Origin of the sequence: Pseudomonas fluorescens (assembly GCF_001307155.1) — a bacterium.
Classification (GTDB): Bacteria; Pseudomonadota; Gammaproteobacteria; order Pseudomonadales; family Pseudomonadaceae; genus Aquipseudomonas; species Aquipseudomonas helvetica.
Map to the genome: position 1 here is coordinate 6,271,826 of NZ_CP012830.1, position 18,164 is coordinate 6,289,989.

The following is an 18,164-nucleotide window of genomic DNA, read 5'->3' on the forward strand; positions in this document are numbered from 1 at the left end:
CTTGGGAAGATCTATTATCAGATGGGGTATCTTCTGTAAAACAGATACCTCGTCACCCGGAGTGCTCATGTCCCTGACCCTGCGCCAAGTCCGTTATTTCGTCGCCACCGCCGAGATCGGGCAAATCTCTCAAGCCGCGATTCATTTGAATATTTCCCAGTCGGCGGTGACCACGGCGATCAAGGAACTGGAAAGCATCCTCGGCACGCTGTTGTTCCAGCGTTCGGCCCAGGGTATGAGCCTGACCGACGCCGGGCGGCACTTTTTGAATAGGGCCTACGTGATTTTGCGCAGCGTCGATGACGCGTTGAACAGCCCGTTGCCGGACATCCGCGCCAGTGGTGTATTGCGTTTAGCGGCGAGTTACACGGTGATCGGTTACTTCCTGCCGCATCACCTGCAACGGCTTGAACACTGGCATCCGGACGTGGCCATCGAAGTCCACGAACAAGAACGGACGGCCATCGAGCAGGGTCTGCTGGAAGGTCGATTCGACATGGCAGTGGTGCTCACCGCGAACCTCACCCACCCGGATATCGTCTCGGAGATTCTCTTCAACTCCGAGCGCCGATTATGGCTGCCCAGCCGCCATCCCCTGTGCGAGCGTTCGGCAGTCAGCCTCGCCGACGTTGCGAAGGAACCTTACATTCTGCTGACCGTCGACGAAGCCGAACAAAGTGCCATGCGCTACTGGGAACACGCGCGACAGCAGCCAAACGTGCGGGTTCGCACCAGTTCAGTCGAAGCGGTGCGCAGCATGGTCGCCAATGGCAGCGGCGTGGCAATCCTCTCGGACTTGGTGCACCGCCCCTGGTCACTGGAAGGAAAACGCATCGAAACCCTGACAGTCACCGACAAGGTGACGCCGATGAGTGTCGGACTGGCGTGGCATCGCGAGCGCGAATTCAGCCCGGCGATGCAGGCGTTTCGTAACTATTTCCACGATGCATTTTTGGCGCCGCAACAGCTGTCTGCGCGACGCTGAAAACAGTGAAAACCATGCCCTCCTCTTGTGGATTTACGATGAGCGCTTTAGGCCATTTCCGGTCTGTTGTGACGGGAAGATTTTGGCCGTTTTCTGCCGTCACGAATGACCGTTTTGGGTCGGATGCAGCCCTTCACGACAGGCAGCTATCGGCCCAAAGCGGTCACTCGAAGGCATGCATTTCATTCTTACGCCTTATTCTGCGTCGGACGTCACTGAATCTGAGTTGCAGGAATGACTCAAGTATCCGAAGAGCGATTACTTCAAGAGCATGATTTGATCCATGAGAGATGACCCCTACACACTGTCCATGCGCTTTCAGACACCCGCCCCTGGCATTGCCCCACGCGAACAGGCGCCGATGCTCGCCCAGGAGCAAGCCTGGGCGCGGGAGCACGCGTCCAGGCACCGCTTCAGCTGGATCGAGGTGTTAGTGCCGCCGTTGTGCTTTGGCCCTGTTCTGCCGGGTATCGCGTTTTTACTAGGCCTGTTGCTCTATCGCTCGTTATTCGCCCCCGGCCTGGATATTGACCGGATCGTCGGAGCCTCCTTTGGCTGGCTTGCCCTCGCGACGCTGGTCTTCATGGTTGCCTGGGGGTTACGCAACTTCTTGCGCGATGCCCACGACCCGACCAAACGCTACTGGCAGTCCATGCCGGACCAAGGGTTGGCCGAGCTTGAGCACCATAGCCTGGTATCTGGCACCAGCCTGTGGTCCTCCGATTATGATCCGGACTGCAACACCCTCATGCAATGGACAAACGGCAAGCTTGAATGCGTGCAAGACAGCGGTGTGTCGCAATGGGTCCTGGCCAAGACTACTGCGGGCCACTGGCTGGTGCTCAAGGAAGAATATCCGGGCAGTTTCAACTATGGACGGGTTGGCAAAATGCCCACGCCGGACAAGCAAATGCAACCCTGCCAGGAACTGGCGATCGCCTTTGCCCCCGGCACCAACCTCCCTCTCGGCCGGCGTTTCGGCGGCGCGCCGATGCCATTGGTCGACACGCCGTATTGGGTGTCTGCCGATGAACTCAAGCGCCTTGTCGAGGTCGCCCATCACTGGACCTTTTTCCCCCCGGACCGCTACGCCGTGGTCAATAACCAGGATGCCGAGTGGGTGCAACGGCTGGTGGACAGGGCGCAAGCCAGCGTCGGCCCCCGGCCGGACGAGACAGCCAGCAATCGGCCAGAAGCAGTCAGTCGCTCAAAACACTCAAAAACCACTGATTGCTAAAGTAATCAGGAGCCGAAAATAGCTCACTCGGTCGAAGGGACGGATGCTTTGCTGCCCAAGCGGATTAGTTCATTGGAGAAACACAGGCCGATGATGATCAGTGCCGCTCCCGCGTACAGGCTTTCGCGCGGGACTTCATTGAGCGCCACAAAAGCCAGCAGCGCGGCGAACAGTGGCTCGGTCAGCTCCAGCGCTTGCACTTGGGATGGTTTGAGATACTCGATGGCCTTGGTGGTGCAGAAGAAGCCCAGGATTGTCGGCAGTGTGGCCAGCGCCAGCAGCGCGGCGATCGCCAGCGGCGACAGCTCGCCCATCGCGAAACCATCGGCCGCAGCCGGCATCAGCAGGTACAGGCTGCCAAAGAACAACAATTGTCGTGTGAAGTGCAGCCCCCCCGACACCCCCATACGCTTCATGGCAACCGAAAAGGCCCCATAGCCGGAGCCGGCCATGCAGGCGAGCGCAGCACCTTGCAGGGTAAAGCCCTGTTGCAGGTCGCCGCCGAAGATCACCGAGATCCCGGCAATAGCCAGTGCGGCGCCAACGGTAGCGTTCGCGGTGATGGCATCCTTGAGGAAAATGCGCCCCAGAATAATCGAGGAAATTGAGGCACTGGCCATCAGCACCACCACCACACCTGCCGCAGCGTAGTGTCGATAGGCGGACGTTTCGAAATGGAACAGCACAAAGATGCCAAGGAATGCGCAAATAGCCGCCTGAGTCCATTTAGTCGACGCCGCCGGGCGCTTGAGGAAAAGCAGTAAGATCGAGAGAAGCATGCAACCCAGTACGGTCTTGATGACAGCGACACTGCTAGCGGTGAAACCATGATTCATGAGTACTTTGCTGAGTACACCGATCGTTGCGTTCAGTGCCGCAGCGGAGAGTGCAAATATGACGCCTTTGCTGAAAGTAGATTGCATTGATGACGATCCCTGTCGCTGAATTGTCGTTCGATAGAATGCCGCCCTACATCGACGGCGCAAAGTGGGAGGATACGAGATCCCACCAACCCCAGTATTTATTGTGGTATAGCTGGATCGCCCAATAGGATGCTATTCGCCTTCTTGTCACCGCCAAGGGAGAAGTCAGAGGGCCTAGCCCTTGGCTATGCAATATGAGTTGACGAACGTTGCCGTGTGCTGCAAAGACTGACGTATATCCGGCTTGGCTATTCCATGCCTGTTGGCAAATTGCTCGACCGCTGCGGTATCAAAACGAGTGGTCTGGATAAAGTCCAAGGCTTCGGGTTTTGTATTCAAAAACCACGCGACGGGAGGAATACTCAGTAGCAACTTCAGCAATCGGAGTGAAATGTAATGCTTGGGAGACTTTAAGCCCAAAGGTTGTGCCACCTGTACCAGGAGTTCTCGCAAGTTGGGAGTTTGGTCATCAAGCGCCAGCAGTTCCTGGCCCACCATGGCAGGATCAAAAGCACAAGCCGCCACTATCTCAACCAGGTAATCCACGGTGACCAATGGCAGCCAGTGCTCGGCGGTACCGGGCACTGCAGTCAGCTTTCCCTGCACAAGGTTGCGTATCAGCTCCACCAGCGGCTGACCATCAAGGATATGCCCCGTGCGGCTGTGGCCACAGACCGTCGCAGGGTGGACAACGGTAATCTCCCCGCCCTTGGCGGACATGACCTCCAGGGTCGCAAAATGCGCCTCCAGCTTGCTCCCCTCGTAACCACCGACATGTCGGTAGACGGCCGGCCAATTCGTCGACTCCGGATAACGAGGATCAATTCCGATGCGTTGCAGATGTTCATGATTTTTCAGCATGTAGCCGCCGATCATCACTAAACGGCTTTTTTGCTCAGCCGCCAACAGCGCCACACGCTTTGCCCCTTCCACATTCACCGCACGAGAATGCTCCACTGAAAGCCCCCATGCGAAGTGGGCGCCCAAGTGGAATATGACTCTGGCGTGCCTTAGCACTTCTCGGTCAGCAAGACTCAGCCCGAGGTTGTCCCGTTCCAGATCGCCAGCTACGGCAAATACCCGGGTTGCGCACCCTCCCAAATTATCGACTTGCTCGCGCAGTGCAGCTAGTCGCTCTGGGCGACGCATCAACACGCGAATGGTGTGACCTTTTGCACTCAGGTACGCCACCAAATGTTGACCGACGAAGCCGGTCCCCCCCGTGACAAAGCACTCCACGCTCATTTCCCTGTTCCTTGTTCAAGGTGAGAAATCAAGCGTAAACTATCGACCCAACTCTATAGTCAAGCGGTGTTTTCATGAAAATCGGCGAACTCGAGGCCCGCAGCGGCGCCAGCCGCCATACGCTGCGTTACTACGAGCAAATCGGCCTGATCTCATCGCTGCGGCAAACTAACAACTATCGTGTTTACGCAGCGCAAACTCTGCAGGATCTGGACTTTATCCAGCGTGCGCAAAGCATGGGGTTTTCCCTGGGGGAAATAGGCGAGATTCTGGATGCGCAGCGCAACAAGCTGATCGATTGTGCTGACGGCGCTAAGTTAATTGAAAAGAAGATGGCAGAAATCAAACAGAAAATCGCCAACTTCCAAAGCATTTATCGGTATCTGGATCAAGAGCGTGCAAACCTCGAAGCCAGTGCTGCCAGGCAACTTGAACTTCAGCAGCGGAACAACGCTTCCAACTGAACTGTCAGCATCCGGGAAACGGAAGCCGCAGCCTGCTTCCAGTTTCAAGTCCAGCGCTTACGCATTTTCTCAAACTTTGTGGCCAGGCCCTAGACAGTAAGCGTCCGCCCAAAAGACCTTGCGTGGTTAAACGGGCGCCATCTATTAGGCATCAGGTGCTTTAAGGTCGAACAACAGCTCATCGGTTGCGCGATCAAAATGGTCGGTAAGGAAATCCAGCAATACACGCACGCGGGGAATCCGATAACGATTGCCGTGTAATACCGCGTAGACGCCAGCCTCTCGGACACAAAAGTCAGGTAACAGGACTTTCAGTCGTCCAGCACGGACATCGGCTGCCGCATCCCAAATGGTCTTGCGTGCGATGCCATGTCCAGCCAACGCCCATGCGCGCGCGAGGGCGCCGTCGTTGGTTTCCCATGCCTGGCTCATGGGAACGGTGTGGCTCCATTCCTGACCATCCACCACAAAGTGAAAGGTGTTCAATGGACCTGCAGACGTCACCAGCACGATGAACTTGTGGCCAGGCAAGTCAGCAGGGGTTTGGGGTTCACCGTATCGCGCCAGATAATCAGGCGAAGCACACAGTACTCGCCAGTTGGGAGCCAACTGCCTGGCGATCATCGAGCTGTCATGCGGCTGTCCAAACCGGATTGCCAGATCGACATCGTCCTGCACCAGATTTGACACCGAGTCCGACAACATCAGCGCGACGCACAGTTCCGGGTGCAATGTACTGAATGTCTCAAGCCAGTCATTTAAAAGATTGCGGCCAAAATCGGCAGATGCGGATATCCGTACCTTGCCACGCACCTCTGTTTGACTGGCTTGAAGCCCCGCTTCCGCCTCATCGATAGCCCGCAATGCGACCCAGCATTGCTGCAAATAAAACCGACCTTCTTCCGTGAGGCGCAACTGACGCGTTGTGCGATCAAACAACTTGGTGCGCAGCGCCGCCTCAAGCTTGATAAGTCGCGCGCTGGCCGCGGCCGGCGACAGCGCCAGTTTGCGCCCTGCGGCAGACAAGCTGCCGAGTGCCGCCGCTTCGACAAACAAACGCATGTCGCCCAATCGGTCAGTAGCCATATTCAATTCAAATTTGATGGTTCATCAAATGGTAGGCCAATTATCAAATACGAAGCAATTCATCACACTCACGTCTCCCATTCCTCTGAGCACAGGTCATGACTTCGCAATTTGAAAATGGCTCTTTAACGACATCGGGCGATACCGAATACCTCACTACCGGGCGTCTCCCATTGGCGGCCCTGTTGGCGCTGACAATGGGGAGCTTTATCGCCACCGCCAACGAAACGGTGCCAGCAGGACTTTTGCCGCAAATCGCCGAGGCATTTGGTGTGTCGCAAGCGTGGGCTGGTCAGATGGTGACCCTATGTGCACTGGGCTCAGGGTTAGCGGCTATTCCATTGACTCTCGCGTTGCAGGGCTGGCGTCGGCGCTTGGTGCTATTACTGGCTGTCGGGGTGTTTTGCGCCTGTAATGCGGTGACCGCCCTGTCGCCCTGGTTTTCATTGACGCTGGCTGCCCGCTTCATGGTGGGTATCGCAACCGGTCTGGCCTGGAGCCTGCTGGCCGGCTACGCCAGACGATTAGTCGCCCCACAGCAGCACGGTCGCGCTATGGCGCTGGCCATGCTCGGCATCCCTTTGGCACTTGCCCTAGGCGTACCGCTAAGTGCCTGGCTCGGTAAGCTGCTGGGATGGCGTTGTGTGTTCGGGACTCTCTCAGGACTCAGCCTTTTGCTGATGGCCTGGATATATCTGAAAGTGCCTGATTATCCCGGACAACGCTCCGATCGCCGCTTGCCGCTACGCAGGGTCCTGCAAACCCCAGGCGTGCGGCCCGTGCTGGCGGTGGTCATGCTCTGGATCCTGGCCCACTACACCCTCTATACCTATATTGCTGCGTTCCTGGCTTCTGTTGGATTGGCCGATCAGATAGATCGGGGCCTCCTTTCATTCGGTATTGCGGCCTTGTTCGGTCTATGGATGATCGGCACGCTGATTGATGGCAGGCTTCGGAGTCTGGTACTGCTCAGCCTGACAGCATTCATCCTGGTTTCGTTTGCCCTGGGCCTGGGTGACCTGCCCGTCAGTGCGATCTATATCGGCATCGTCCTGTGGGGGATGAGCTTCGGTGGTGCGCCAACCTTATTGCAAACCTCCTTGGCTGATGTTGCCAGTGACGGCGCTGATATTGCGCAATCAATGTTGGTGACCGTCTTCAATCTGGCGTTTGCAGGCAGTGGTGTGATCGGCGGCATTCTCTTGGAAACATGGGGGGCAGGTGCTATTCCCTGGGTAGCGCTGGCATTGTTGCTACCAGCGCTGTTGATTGTTTCGATAGCCAAGGGACATGCTTTCGGGCGTTAACTACTGCCGAGGCGTTCCGATTGAAAAGTGGACACCCATTTTCGTCCTGGGCTATTTGTCCAACATCCACGGGATCTGACAGGCAGCATTGGGTCGTTTGCGGCCAATCGCAACAGGCAGCCATCGGCCATTCAGGGTCGTAACCTAAGTACTAAACCTAGCGTTCTCATTGCCCTCCAGACATCGGGCGATGTCAGGTACATATCAGCTCTGAATCAAGCCAAACGTCTTCAAAATTATTGCCGTCAATGTAAAAACGATAGCCTGGCGGCAAATCGAGGTATCCGACAACTTCCGGTAGATAGTCCGTGATGTGTCCTACATGCAGGGGTGAAAAAAAATCATCAGCCTCGGACCACTCCATACCGCACCACAGGTACCAACCGTTTGTACCGTTTTCCGGCTTAACCCTTAGCCCGTTTATGGGCTGAAGCCCCAGAGTCCCCAGCGCTATCCCGACTTTTGATCCGGATTGTGGTCGATCTGGAGTAACTCCCTGCCATTCACAAACGCTTTGCTCCTTCCTTACTCGCATGGCGATACTCTCCGCAGATTTGGGTGCCATACAGTTCGCACTCTCATGGTTGGGGTGTAGGGCCTGGGCCGATTGCTGCCTGTCACGACTGGCCAGAATCGGACAGAAGCGGCCCCTGCAACGTCGTTTGTAGCGGATTGAGCCCTGGATTGCGCAAATATGCAGTCAGCAATTGACTTCACCTTGCAAGACCGCCATACCTGTTTTTTCCAACGTGGCGAAGGTTAATCTGACAATGGTGCAAGTGGATACAAATCTGATTACTGACTGGCAAACATTCCACAGTGTTTTCGCAGAAAAGTTCGGATTTCCTAGCTTCTACGGCCGCAATATGGACGCCTGGGTTGATTGTCTTTCATACCTCGATGATCCCAGCGCAGAAATGTCGTCTATCCACGTTCAAAGCGGACAAACGCTTTCATTGGTCATCGACAATGCCCAGAGCTTCAAGCACCGCTGTCCTGAACAATTTGAAGCGCTTGTGGAATGTGCAGCTTTTGTGAACTGGCGAATCGTCGTTGCTGGCGGCACCCCGCTCCTGGCACTTGCTTTCAATGTTTAAGTGCTGGTGTGAAAAGGGGACAGATTTATTTTTCACACGCTGCCTTGACCACGCGTTGCGCGGCGGCAAGCCTGGCGCGAGGTGGCTCGTCATCGTAGTGTTCGACGTAAATCAAACGGCTGCCGAACTGGAACTCGCATTGCCAGACACCCGAGGGAGTACGCCAGTGGCCAAGCATGGTTTCGGTCAGTAGATTGATGTCCATATCGGTACTACACAGATGGGAAGGTGCTCAGGTTACCCTTACAAGCACCATCCTGGAAATGCCGTAGGCGCTTGGGCTATTTGTCCAACATCCACGGGATCTGACCGGCAGCATTGGTTCGATGGTAGCCCTTCGCGACAGACAGCAATCGGCCAAAAGTAGACCTTCAAAGCTAGCCCTCAAGGTCGCGCATTATTTCTAGGACCATCGGCTTCGTGTACTTCTCACTTGGGTCGGTACCCGGTGTGTCGTTACTGCGAATCCATTCGCCTTGATCGAACGCGTGATAGAGCGAGAAGGCTGGCTCTGGGAGATCGCCAACCATGCCCAAGTCAACTATGGCGCTTATGATCCCGTTCATGACACCGTCGCAAAACTCATAGGTCAGAGATCCAATAGAAAGCCCTCGGCAACCTCAATGGATAGCTCGTTCAGCACTTCTTCTGGGGCAACTCCAAACTTCTGGCAAGTCGCATCAAGACTACTCAGCGTTAAATTACTTTCTTGAGCTTCAACTGATAGTGCCTGAAGTTCATTTTTCGGTAACACCCTAGTCATGAGGACCTCTTTCAGCTAAGGGCGAAGACGGTGCTGGTTTTCACTCATAAAACTTGCCGGCCAGCAGAATTGCCGCACAGCGCTGCCATACGTTCAATACAGCAACGTCTATCAGGGAACGTCTAGTACTGGCGGTTGCCCATGAAGCCGCGGCATCAAGAAACGAGTCAACCGACCCGTTCTCCCACCCCAAGGCACCTGGCCCATAGGGAGATGATGGAGAAGTCTCTTCCTGCAAACGCTCGCTGGCAAAATCAGAGCCAAGAGCCTCGATAAATCTGATGAAGGACTCCTCATCACTCACGCGTTCCAACAACTCATGAAGATCTATAGGCATAGGCATCCTGGCAGCGGCGTAATGACAAAATAGTGCTGAACGACATGCTGCTATGCAGCAACATAGGCGGTCAACCTCGGGTGAAAAGGAGACAGACTTACTTATCTGCCATCAGCCTCGACGCAATGAAAAATAAATCTGTCCCCATTTTCCCCGATGGCCGTTAAGCCGTGCCGACTGGTTCAAACTCATAATCGCAGCCGCACGTGTACCGCTGCGTAAGGAGCCCGCGAATAGCCAGTTTGAACGCCCGAAAGCCCATGGCCGGATTTGATTTACACATCAGTGAATTGCTCCGGATTTGCTAGACACATGATGTTTGCTTTGGGTCGAAAGCAGCTTTTCGTGACTTGCAGCTATTGGCCGATAGCAGTCGCTTAAAAGCGACCGCTTACGGCCGAGGCTGTGTAAAAACTTTTTTGATCGTAATAGGTCGCTGAATTCGACACAAAAATTGCGCTCCTACGCAAATTTCAGGTCTGCTGAGTTGCCGAGTGCCAGCATTCCTAGAGCTCCACTTTGTTGTTCGCGGACTGCGTCAAAAACTCGGTGATCAGTGACGTAACCTGCTGTTGGATTACCTCGCGTGGGCGAGCATTGTCGCCATCCCCGCAAATGATGCCATCGCCAGGAATGTCCTCTTCGAGCAATGCCACTGCACCTGGTTTGCAAATCGACAAGAAGCTGAAATGGCTGGCGTCACTTATCTCGACATAGCGGCTGGACGCTTGGGGCAGGCGTGTGGCCAGGTTGGCGGACTCCAACTGAGCAGGCAGTTCCACCGATGGTGCGCCGGCAGCGATAACTAGCACCGGCACCGGCAGTGCCGCAAGGCTCTCATCGGTCATCCCGCGCGAGAGTCCCAGGTCCAAAGAAACCACAGCGGTGACGCGTTGATCGCGCAAATCGCCGGCCAGACCAGCCTTTAATGCCGGAGTACTCTCAGGGTTGATCTTTTGATAATTGGTGCAACTGGATAACTGCGGATGGAGTTTGCAGTCACGGGCAAACAGGGCCGGGTCGAAACGAGCACCGGCGATCTCCATTGCAGTCCAGCCGCCGAGTGAATGGCCCACTACAGCAATTTGACGCTTTGCGACCACGCCAAATTTTTCAGGTTGAGTGGTGACCGCCTCAATGGCCCGATGCAGGTCAATGGGCCGCTGCCATAACTGCGCCGCCGCTTGCGGGCTGCGATCATGGGTCGTGGTGCCGGGGTGGTTGACCGCTGCGACAATGTAACCCTTATGGGCCAATGCACTCGCCAACCAGTTCTGATTGTTCCAATTGCCTCTGAATCCATGGGAGAGCACCACCAATGGGTGCTCGCCAGCAGAAGGTGGCGCGTTGCGAACCGCAGAAGCACCGACAAACACCACATCGTCGCCGATCAACTGTGGGGTGACGGTCGTTGTACTGGGATACCAGACGACCATCTCCAGCGGACGCTCATTGTGTGGATCCGGCAGGGTGGAGGATTGGAAGCCGACAGAGTTGACGTCAGCGAGAGCGTTGGTCGTCAGACAGGTTAAAAGCAGGGCACCGAGAGCTGTTTTCAATGGGGTTGTCTTCCTTGATTTAGAGAGGGGTTCAGAACCTGAAACCCAACGATAGCGTGCATCACATCTCGCAAATTATAGAAATCCAGCGCCGTGAGCAGGTGAATCTACACCGACATTAAAGCCGATACTCCGACTGACATTCATAGTTTTCGTTATCTGCATTGACCGGTTGAATCCACAGCCGATTTCTGTCTTTCACGACCCGGCTGAAACCGACCCATGGCGGACAATATTCCGATTACTGGCCGAGAACTGGGTCGCGTATAGCTGCAATCGAATATCGTGACTATTCTTTTCGGTCATAGAGCCAAAAGGAGTCGGTCAATGCCTCCCCTCACAAAACGTAGAGTTTTACTCACAGCAATGGCGTTGCTTGTAATGGTTCCGCCGACAATGGCTGCTGCGTTTTTCGGTGTTATGGGGCTGATGGTTTCAATCCCGAGTTTGTTACAAGGCGATTTCTCGGCTCCGCTGACACTCCCAATGGTAGTGTTCGGTTGGCTTGGGGTTTATTCGGGGTGGCGCATCTACTTTGGACTATTGAGGTCGCGTCCCAGATTCGGAAGCAAGGTCAGGCTGATGGTTGGCTTGTTGTGCGGAATGCTTGCAGCTGCGGTCATGATTTTCGGTGTTCATCCTCTTAGTGTCAGCATCGCGTTATTTGCGCCCAGCATCATCGTTGCAGCTATTTTGGCCGTGCTGATGTGGAGCATCCCTGCCGAAAATCACCGATCATAAACGCCAACCTTACGCGCCATACACTGAGGATTGAGCCGCCCTTAATTTCGCAGACCGAATCTCCGCTACTGGCGATTCGTGACAGGTAGCTTCTGGCCGATTCCTATCTGTCACGACTGACCGAAATCGACTGTGGATTCAATCATCTAACGAAAAGGGGACAGAATTATTTTTCATTGCGTCGAGGCAGATGGCAGATAAATAAGTCTGCCCCATGCTCATTCTTTAGATCCGCCACCGCTCAAGCGAGCGCCATCAGCCTGTTTACCCGCCTCACCAACCGCCAGTGGACGATCCACAGCGGCAACGCCAAAGCTCCCCCCAGCGAACCAAGTTCGTTGGGCAGCAACGAAACAATCTGCGCGGTACACCACCCCAACCCTGAGAACAGGCCAAAGCTTTTGAACGAACCCAGCGCTTTGTTATGCCTGGCTTCACGCCGTAGCGATCGGGCCACGTGAGCGACAATGAAAAAGTCTTCAATGAAGTTGTAAGGCAGCAGAAACATCAGCCATACACTTCGAGGCGACGCCACCCTGGATGGAGGTTTGACCAATGTCAGCGAACGCTGAAGGTCGCGGCAATAAAAGAATACGGCGATCAGGAACACCAGCGTCAATATCCACGCCCCGATGCTGCCCAATGCCTCCAGTTCGCTGAAGATTCCCCCGGCCACCGAAGGATGCACCAAGGGCCACGCCAACGCCCAGGCCACGGGGAGGGTCAGCAGAACCTTGAAGACGACGAGCAACATCGGCGAACCCTGCAATAAATGACAGTCGCCATTATGCCGCAGCGGATTTTGCCTTGAATGCGGTCACAGGTCGCAGGCGAGTCCCTACAACGGGGGACGGATTGATTTTTCCGGAAATAAATCTGTCCCCTATTTTTATATGATCCTCGCTACACATTGCGCCGATCTCAAAGGTGGAAGCTGTAGGAGAGAGGTTTTTTGGTGATGCGGGCGGCTTGTTCTGCTCTGGAGCTGGGGCTTGCTCGCGATAGCGGTCCAACTCCCAACCGGTCAATCACTGCCAAAACTGATAAGGACGCAGCTATGCTCGACTCCCTGGAAAAAATGCTCGCCAAGGGTGCCTGCTTAACTGACCGGCATTCACCGCTCCCCGCTCCAGCCAGATGAAATGATTTGAATCCAATACGCTCGTTGTAGAGAATCGCCACCTTTACCTCAAAAGGAAATGAGCGATGAAGTTCGAAGGGACTTTCCAATACATGGGCAATCACGGGATTGTCTTCAACATCTCGCAGATCACCCTCACCGACAGCGAACGTGGGCGCCTGCGCGAGCTGCATTTTGGCGAGGCAAAAAACGCCCACTATGAGGTCAACAGCAAGGTCGTCGAGGTGTACGACAAGATGCTGGCCAAAAACCTGCCGTGTGTGATGATGATCGGCATCTCCAAGCCGTTGACCCGGCAACAGGGCGATGCCCTCAACGCCCAGCGCACCACGATCGCCAACCTTGCAGCCACGGCCTTCACTGCCGCCGCCAAGGCCGTGGCCCCCTCTTACGTGGCGATATCTGTAGGGGCCGGTGTGCGCACGTATGCCAATGAAATCCTACCCACCTACCATGCTGGCGACGTACTGGTCAGCATCGAGGCGCAGGTCAACGGCGGTATCGGCCCGCAACGCACCCTCTCGACATTGATCATCAAGACCTGACTGGAGACGTACATGTCCGTAATTACTCAATTGGTCATTGCCTTGGTGTTGTCCTTTCTGCTCGATCAATTCCTCAAACCGTATCTGCTACGCAAGTGGCTAGGAGTGTTGTTGGTGGCGGCGGGTGCGGTTGGCTGCGTTGTGGCAGGTCAGATCCGCTTGTTGGGGTTTGATCTGGGGTTGCTGTCGGTTTTTGCCGTGGCGATGGGGATGGGATTGTTCATGAAGCGGCGGCGGTTTGAGTAGGTTGGCTGAGCGAGAAAGGCGGGCGGATTTAATATCAGAAAATAAAGCCGTGGCGCGCTCAACCGGTCAACGCAACGTACACTTTCCGCTCGTTGATTGGGGCATGGTAAGAAATGGCACGCAGTGGTACACATGGGTTTTCTGCTGAACAAAAATCAGAGCTTTGGCGGTTGTGGCGCAAGGGCGAAACCCTCAGCAAAATAGCGCTGGCCATTCAAAAACCAGCAGGCACTGTCCATACATTACTGGCTCGCAATGGGGGAATTTCCCCGCGAATCAGGCACCGCTCTCGGCTTGCTTTAACGCTGGGCGAGCGCGAAGAAATCTTCAGGGGAATGGCGATCGGTCATTCCATTCGCCACATCGCAGGCCAATTAAACCGCTCGCCCTCAACGGTCAGTCGTGAAGTATCGAGAAACCAAGGACGAGGTCTTTACCGCGCAACGGACGCAGATGCGCAAGCCTGGACACGCGGACTTCGCCCCAAACCGTATCGATTGAATCAGTCCCCTGAACTGTGCGAAGTGGTATCGAGTAAGCTGAAGCTCTACTGGTCACCCGAGCAGATCTCGGGTTGGCTCAAACGCGAATATCCCGACGCTCCCGCCATGCAGATTTCCCATGAAACGCTCTATCGAAGCCTGTTTATTCAAGCACGAGGTGTCTTGAAGAAGGAATTGGTTGCCGTACTTCGCTCCAGACGCATGATGCGCCGCGCAAAAACTGCTACGAGCAAGGGGCAACCCAGAGGTCATATCATTGATGCCGTTTCGATATCCGAACGCCCTGCTGAGGTGGCTGACAGGGCCATACCAGGGCACTGGGAAGGAGACCTGATAACTGGCTCTAAAAACAGCCACATTGCCACGCTGGTAGAGCGCACCACTCGATTTTTGGTTCTTGTCCGGGTAGAGGGCAAAGATACCAAGAGTGTTGTGGATGGCCTGATACGCGAGGTCCAACAACTTCCAGAACAGCTCTGGCGCTCCTTAACTTGGGATCGCGGCACAGAGCTTGCCCAGCACAAACGATTTACGCTGGACACAAACATCAACGTGTTTTTTTGCGATCCGCGCAGTCCTTGGCAGCGTGGTACGAATGAAAACACCAACGGTTTATTGCGCCAGTACTTTCGCAACGGCACCGATTTGAGTGGGTATTCTCAATCCGATCTCAATGTCGTTGCATTACAGATGAATCAACGACCACGCAAAACCTTGGATTTCGAAACACCGGCTGATAGGTTGCAACGTCTTGTTGCGCCGACCGGTTGAGCGCACCGTCCCCTTAAGTAGGCTCTACGGATTTCTGGGGAATCGAGGGATGTAATGAGCAACCTGATTTCAATCGCAAGCCATAAATCGAAGTACAGCATCGGCTTCTATCCGACTTTTGCCGTTGACGGAGTACCTCTGGAGGTTTGGCTGCCTAGGCATAACCCGGATGCTGAGCTTCATCTCGTAGCGGCCCATTCAGGCTTGTACAGCGATGAAGATACTTGGTTGATATGGGATCGGATCTATTCCACTGCACCGGGATGGAAGACCCTGGTTCCCTTGCTTGTCTGCTCTGATGACCTAGACCTGACCTGCACCGTTATTGTCGCTGAGCAGTGCGCTGATGAGCATCAACTCCAGTGGAGCCGATTTGGCTTGCTAAAGGATTTGATTACGCTGGAACTTCCATCTGTTGACTGGTACGACGCGATACCCTACCTGACCTTTGAAAGGTCCCATTATCAGAGCGTGCTGGACGAGTTCCGAAAACAAGAAAATATCAAAATGGACTGGGAATAGCTGCGTAAGCTATCTACCTGTGATTAATCTCGCCGTTCGTTACACCTGCCTCGGGCTGAAAGAAAAGACGTGTGAACGACTGCTATCGGCCGATTCTGTTGAAAAAGTCGACCATGGCTTCCGCAGCAGAAAAGTATGTGCCCGTGATTGAAATCTTTACTTTCGGCAGAAGCTTCCGGACTCAGATTTCACGTAGCAGTGTGCAAAAAAGGCGTTTTAACCAGTCAATGACCAGGCCGTTTGGGCGAACCGACTTTTTCAACAGAATCGGCCAGGAGCAGACGGTCCCCGAAAAAGATCTTCGTTGCATTTTGCTACTATCGGACGCTCTTACCTTTGGCACGACGCAAACATTAGGTTCTTCCATGTTCGATAGAAGCGACTTTGATCAACTCTCCAGTGAGCAACTGACTTTTTGGGCAGCGCACAATCATTGCCCCGGTATCTACTACACCGCTTATCCACAAAGCGCCTTTCGCACCCGCTCATCGGAGGAGCGCATCAGGGTAACCCGAGTCCGCAAGCGGCAAGGCGAGAACGGATTAAATTTCTGGCTTTTCGCGGAATGGATCGATTGGCGGCCTGGAGGAGAAAATTATTTCGCGGGATACGTTTCCGACGCTAAGTTTGAGGAGGTCTCGGAAGCTGTTTTCAACCAGATGGTTGCGGAGCAGGCGATCGATTTGATCGCTCCGCTCAAACAACCGCTGCATGAGTCCACAGGTTTCGTAGGAGCACTATTGATGTACTCAATGAAAACGGAGTTCATCGTTTCGCTGTTCGCGGAGTATGAAGATGAGTACATCCACTTCTATTGGGACACGACAGCATGAGCGGCAGAAATGGGTCGAAAGCTGGCATTTCGAATGTCGCTTGATTTGGCGGGATTTCACTGTAAAAAGGCTGCGGACTTTCAACGAACCACCCGCTTCAAAAAGGTCACAGGGAATGAGATCGATAGAAAATAATCCTCCACAGTTCACTCGTATTCCGCTGGCAGCCATCGGCGTCGGGCTGGGCCTTGCCGTTGCCGTCTACACAACCGGAAAAGGCCCCTTCTTCCTAGATAACTTTGCATACTCCTGGTTACCGCAAGCGGCAGTGCTTTGCATAGCGCTGCTGTGCAAAGCGTCACGAGAATCGCTGGGGGGAATGGCTACTGCCATGGGGCTGTACTTGTTCCTTTTCGACCTCTGGGTCACAGACTCCATGGGGTGGCTTTTCTACTTATTCAGCTTTCCAGGCATCCTCATCGGGGCATTGCTTGGCGTTGTTTTCAGCCCCTCGCGGAAGGTATTCAAGGCGCTGGTAGCGTTTGCGTGGGTGGTTCTCGGTATAGTGGGAAATTTGGCGGTTCTCGCTATTACGGTCACATAGACTCCTCGCGGTGATGGGCAATATGATATGTACTAACAGGCGGCTTGCAGCCATGGGCAACTGATAGCAAACCGAATCCTGGAAGTGAGTCAGTATTTTATGAACGAAGGTTGGCAAAACGACGATTACCTCATCGTCCTCACGCAGGATGAAAGCTTCGCTGCGATGAAAGCCTACCGATTTGACCATTACCTGCCGGGTTACACGCTACTGGGCCTAAGAAGTTGGGACGACTTTATCGTCATCAACTCTTGCGGAGTAATGTTTACGGTGCCAACACTGCCGCTCGATGCGTCCTGTGTTGCGCCGTTTGCGCTGCCCCAGCAGATTTCGCTAGAGCCTGACGAGCAGTTCACAGGGAAGATCAAGTGGCATGTGAAGCCGTTAGTCTGTGGGGGCGATCCAACAGACAAAACGAATGTGGCGTGGATCACTCATGAACAACATGCTGAACTTGTCGTCTGGTGGAACGAACAGTACAAGCGCGCCGGAGCGCAGCATTTGAGCGACTAATCTTTAAGCCAAAATAGTTTGATTTTGAACGTCAGCTAAGGGTCGCTTATTGCCGTTGGTAATGGGCGCGCCTTTTTGTACAAGGACGTAGTAAACCGCAGACTTTCGGTGCATGCAGAATAGCCAAGATCGCAGCCCACGGCAGGCTCCCACTCCGGACAGTCGAGTCCGTACGTAAATTCAGAGCTACCGCAGGCCGCAATCTTTCAAACGCTTAACGAGCAGGCATCACACCTTCAAAGCACCCGCCTTCACTCACTTCCCCGCCTCCTCCCGCAAGCGTCTACCGATCACATCCATCAAATCGCACCCATCGCGCAACGGAATGGCCAGCAGTTTGGCGAAGTCGGCCAGCACCACCGTGTCGCTCTCGATATCAGCACGAAAGGCGATATTTTCCAGAACCTGAGTAACCGTGCGGATGCGGTAGTCAGCCGTGGCTTGCAGTACGTCGAGTGGGGCTTGGGTGTCGATGAGCAGGGAGGCCGGGATCAGGTCGATTCCGGTGAGGGGCATGTATCTATTCATTTTGAAGATCTCTTATTGATGGGATCCTCTGTTGATCAGGTCGCCAAACCTAGTCGCCTGTGGGCGACGAGGAGAACTATAAGTCCCACCCGATCACGGGGGCAAGGTGACGGATTCCTGGGTTTATGTAAGACCCGTATCGATGCAATCCCGAACCTTTAAACGCCTCGTCGTACCCGACCAGCATCTTTATCAAATCTTTATTCCCCGCCCCTCCTTTCTATCAACAACTTGTTAAGCGTCCATTTAGGCTTTCCTCATTCCCGGAGGAAAC

Annotated in this window: 23 protein-coding genes; 13 read left to right on the plus strand and 10 right to left on the minus strand. The window is 54.5% G+C overall.

The genetic code is table 11. The features are described from left to right. Positions 1-67 precede the first annotated feature (67 nt). Together AO353_RS28825 and AO353_RS28830 are read left to right on the plus strand one after the other, a co-directional pair. The gene (locus AO353_RS28825) at positions 68-985 is read left to right on the plus strand and encodes a LysR family transcriptional regulator (protein WP_054598044.1); all 918 of its coding nucleotides are present in this window, start codon (positions 68-70) and stop codon (positions 983-985) included. 283 nt (positions 986-1,268) lie between these two features. Further along, positions 1,269-2,222, plus strand: a complete 954-nt coding sequence (locus AO353_RS28830) for a hypothetical protein (RefSeq protein WP_237142947.1) — start codon at positions 1,269-1,271, stop codon at positions 2,220-2,222. 23 nt (positions 2,223-2,245) lie between these two features. On the opposite strand, the gene AO353_RS28835 is transcribed toward AO353_RS28830, so the two are convergent. Then, the gene (locus tag AO353_RS28835; RefSeq protein ID WP_054598045.1) at positions 2,246-3,145 is read right to left on the minus strand and encodes a DMT family transporter; all 900 of its coding nucleotides are present in this window, start codon (positions 3,143-3,145) and stop codon (positions 2,246-2,248) included. A 174-nt stretch (positions 3,146-3,319) separates the two neighbouring features. Further along, on the minus strand, positions 3,320-4,390 hold the full coding sequence (locus AO353_RS28840) for an SDR family oxidoreductase (RefSeq protein ID WP_054598046.1): 1,071 nt from the start codon (positions 4,388-4,390) through the stop codon (positions 3,320-3,322). Positions 4,391-4,464: 74 nt separating this feature from the next. On the opposite strand from AO353_RS28840, the gene AO353_RS28845 reads away from it, so the two are divergent. Continuing rightward, positions 4,465-4,854 (plus strand): MerR family transcriptional regulator, encoded by a 390-nt coding sequence (locus tag AO353_RS28845; protein WP_054598047.1) that lies wholly within the window; start codon positions 4,465-4,467, stop codon positions 4,852-4,854. Between the two features lie 144 nt (positions 4,855-4,998). On the opposite strand, the gene AO353_RS28850 is transcribed toward AO353_RS28845, so the two are convergent. Beyond that, positions 4,999-5,940, minus strand: coding sequence for a LysR family transcriptional regulator (locus AO353_RS28850; protein WP_054598048.1), 942 nt, complete (start codon positions 5,938-5,940; stop codon positions 4,999-5,001). A gap of 98 nt (positions 5,941-6,038) precedes the next feature. On the opposite strand from AO353_RS28850, the gene AO353_RS28855 reads away from it, so the two are divergent. After that, positions 6,039-7,247 (plus strand): MFS transporter, encoded by a 1,209-nt coding sequence (locus AO353_RS28855; RefSeq protein ID WP_054598049.1) that lies wholly within the window; start codon positions 6,039-6,041, stop codon positions 7,245-7,247. Between the two features lie 193 nt (positions 7,248-7,440). Here the strand turns inward: AO353_RS28855 and AO353_RS32300 are convergent, their stop codons facing one another. Next, positions 7,441-7,812, minus strand: a complete 372-nt coding sequence (locus AO353_RS32300; protein WP_420480471.1) for an immunity protein Imm33 domain-containing protein — start codon at positions 7,810-7,812, stop codon at positions 7,441-7,443. Positions 7,813-8,017: 205 nt separating this feature from the next. On the opposite strand from AO353_RS32300, the gene AO353_RS28860 reads away from it, so the two are divergent. Continuing rightward, positions 8,018-8,344, plus strand: a complete 327-nt coding sequence (locus AO353_RS28860; RefSeq protein WP_054598050.1) for a barstar family protein — start codon at positions 8,018-8,020, stop codon at positions 8,342-8,344. A 25-nt stretch (positions 8,345-8,369) separates the two neighbouring features. On the opposite strand, the gene AO353_RS28865 is transcribed toward AO353_RS28860, so the two are convergent. The 4 genes from AO353_RS28865 to AO353_RS28880 all read right to left on the minus strand — a co-directional run bounded on the left by AO353_RS28865 (position 8,370) and on the right by AO353_RS28880 (position 11,003). Beyond that, positions 8,370-8,549 (minus strand): hypothetical protein, encoded by a 180-nt coding sequence (locus AO353_RS28865; RefSeq protein ID WP_054598051.1) that lies wholly within the window; start codon positions 8,547-8,549, stop codon positions 8,370-8,372. A gap of 384 nt (positions 8,550-8,933) precedes the next feature. Next, complete coding sequence (locus AO353_RS31265) at positions 8,934-9,107, minus strand: hypothetical protein (RefSeq protein WP_158246517.1); 174 nt, start codon at positions 9,105-9,107, stop codon at positions 8,934-8,936. 40 nt (positions 9,108-9,147) lie between these two features. Then, positions 9,148-9,444 carry a DUF7660 family protein gene (locus AO353_RS28875; protein WP_203226135.1) on the minus strand — a complete coding sequence of 99 codons (297 nt, stop codon included), beginning with the start codon at positions 9,442-9,444 and terminating at the stop codon, positions 9,148-9,150. A 506-nt stretch (positions 9,445-9,950) separates the two neighbouring features. Continuing rightward, on the minus strand, positions 9,951-11,003 hold the full coding sequence (locus AO353_RS28880) for an alpha/beta hydrolase family protein (protein ID WP_054598054.1): 1,053 nt from the start codon (positions 11,001-11,003) through the stop codon (positions 9,951-9,953). A 327-nt stretch (positions 11,004-11,330) separates the two neighbouring features. Here AO353_RS28880 and AO353_RS28885 point away from each other — a divergent pair, with 327 nt between their 5' ends. After that, positions 11,331-11,744, plus strand: coding sequence for a hypothetical protein (locus tag AO353_RS28885; RefSeq protein WP_054598055.1), 414 nt, complete (start codon positions 11,331-11,333; stop codon positions 11,742-11,744). Between the two features lie 241 nt (positions 11,745-11,985). Here the strand turns inward: AO353_RS28885 and AO353_RS28890 are convergent, their stop codons facing one another. Continuing rightward, positions 11,986-12,498, minus strand: a complete 513-nt coding sequence (locus tag AO353_RS28890; protein WP_054598056.1) for a hypothetical protein — start codon at positions 12,496-12,498, stop codon at positions 11,986-11,988. A 452-nt stretch (positions 12,499-12,950) separates the two neighbouring features. Here AO353_RS28890 and AO353_RS28895 point away from each other — a divergent pair, with 452 nt between their 5' ends. From AO353_RS28895 to AO353_RS28925, 7 genes are all read left to right on the plus strand, one after another. Then, a complete protein-coding gene (locus AO353_RS28895; protein ID WP_054598057.1) occupies positions 12,951-13,430 on the plus strand; it encodes a hypothetical protein in 480 nt (159 codons plus the stop codon). Between the two features lie 12 nt (positions 13,431-13,442). Beyond that, complete coding sequence (locus AO353_RS28900; RefSeq protein ID WP_054598058.1) at positions 13,443-13,676, plus strand: hypothetical protein; 234 nt, start codon at positions 13,443-13,445, stop codon at positions 13,674-13,676. Between the two features lie 113 nt (positions 13,677-13,789). Further along, positions 13,790-14,950 carry an IS30 family transposase gene (locus tag AO353_RS30325; protein WP_081013848.1) on the plus strand — a complete coding sequence of 387 codons (1,161 nt, stop codon included), beginning with the start codon at positions 13,790-13,792 and terminating at the stop codon, positions 14,948-14,950. Positions 14,951-15,004: 54 nt separating this feature from the next. Next, positions 15,005-15,472, plus strand: a complete 468-nt coding sequence (locus AO353_RS31835; protein ID WP_237142948.1) for a hypothetical protein — start codon at positions 15,005-15,007, stop codon at positions 15,470-15,472. A 71-nt stretch (positions 15,473-15,543) separates the two neighbouring features. Next, entirely contained in the window at positions 15,544-16,305 is a 762-nt protein-coding gene (locus tag AO353_RS31840) for a hypothetical protein (RefSeq protein WP_237142949.1), read from the plus strand. Next, positions 16,268-16,849 (plus strand): hypothetical protein, encoded by a 582-nt coding sequence (locus tag AO353_RS28920; protein ID WP_237142950.1) that lies wholly within the window; start codon positions 16,268-16,270, stop codon positions 16,847-16,849. Before AO353_RS31840 ends, AO353_RS28920 begins: the two co-directional genes overlap by 38 nt. A gap of 99 nt (positions 16,850-16,948) precedes the next feature. Continuing rightward, positions 16,949-17,362 (plus strand): hypothetical protein, encoded by a 414-nt coding sequence (locus tag AO353_RS28925; protein WP_054598060.1) that lies wholly within the window; start codon positions 16,949-16,951, stop codon positions 17,360-17,362. Between the two features lie 255 nt (positions 17,363-17,617). On the opposite strand, the gene AO353_RS28930 is transcribed toward AO353_RS28925, so the two are convergent. Further along, positions 17,618-17,890: a hypothetical protein gene (locus AO353_RS28930; RefSeq protein ID WP_024264653.1), complete on the minus strand. Its 273-nt coding sequence runs from the start codon at positions 17,888-17,890 to the stop codon at positions 17,618-17,620. Positions 17,891-18,164: the final 274 nt, after the last annotated feature.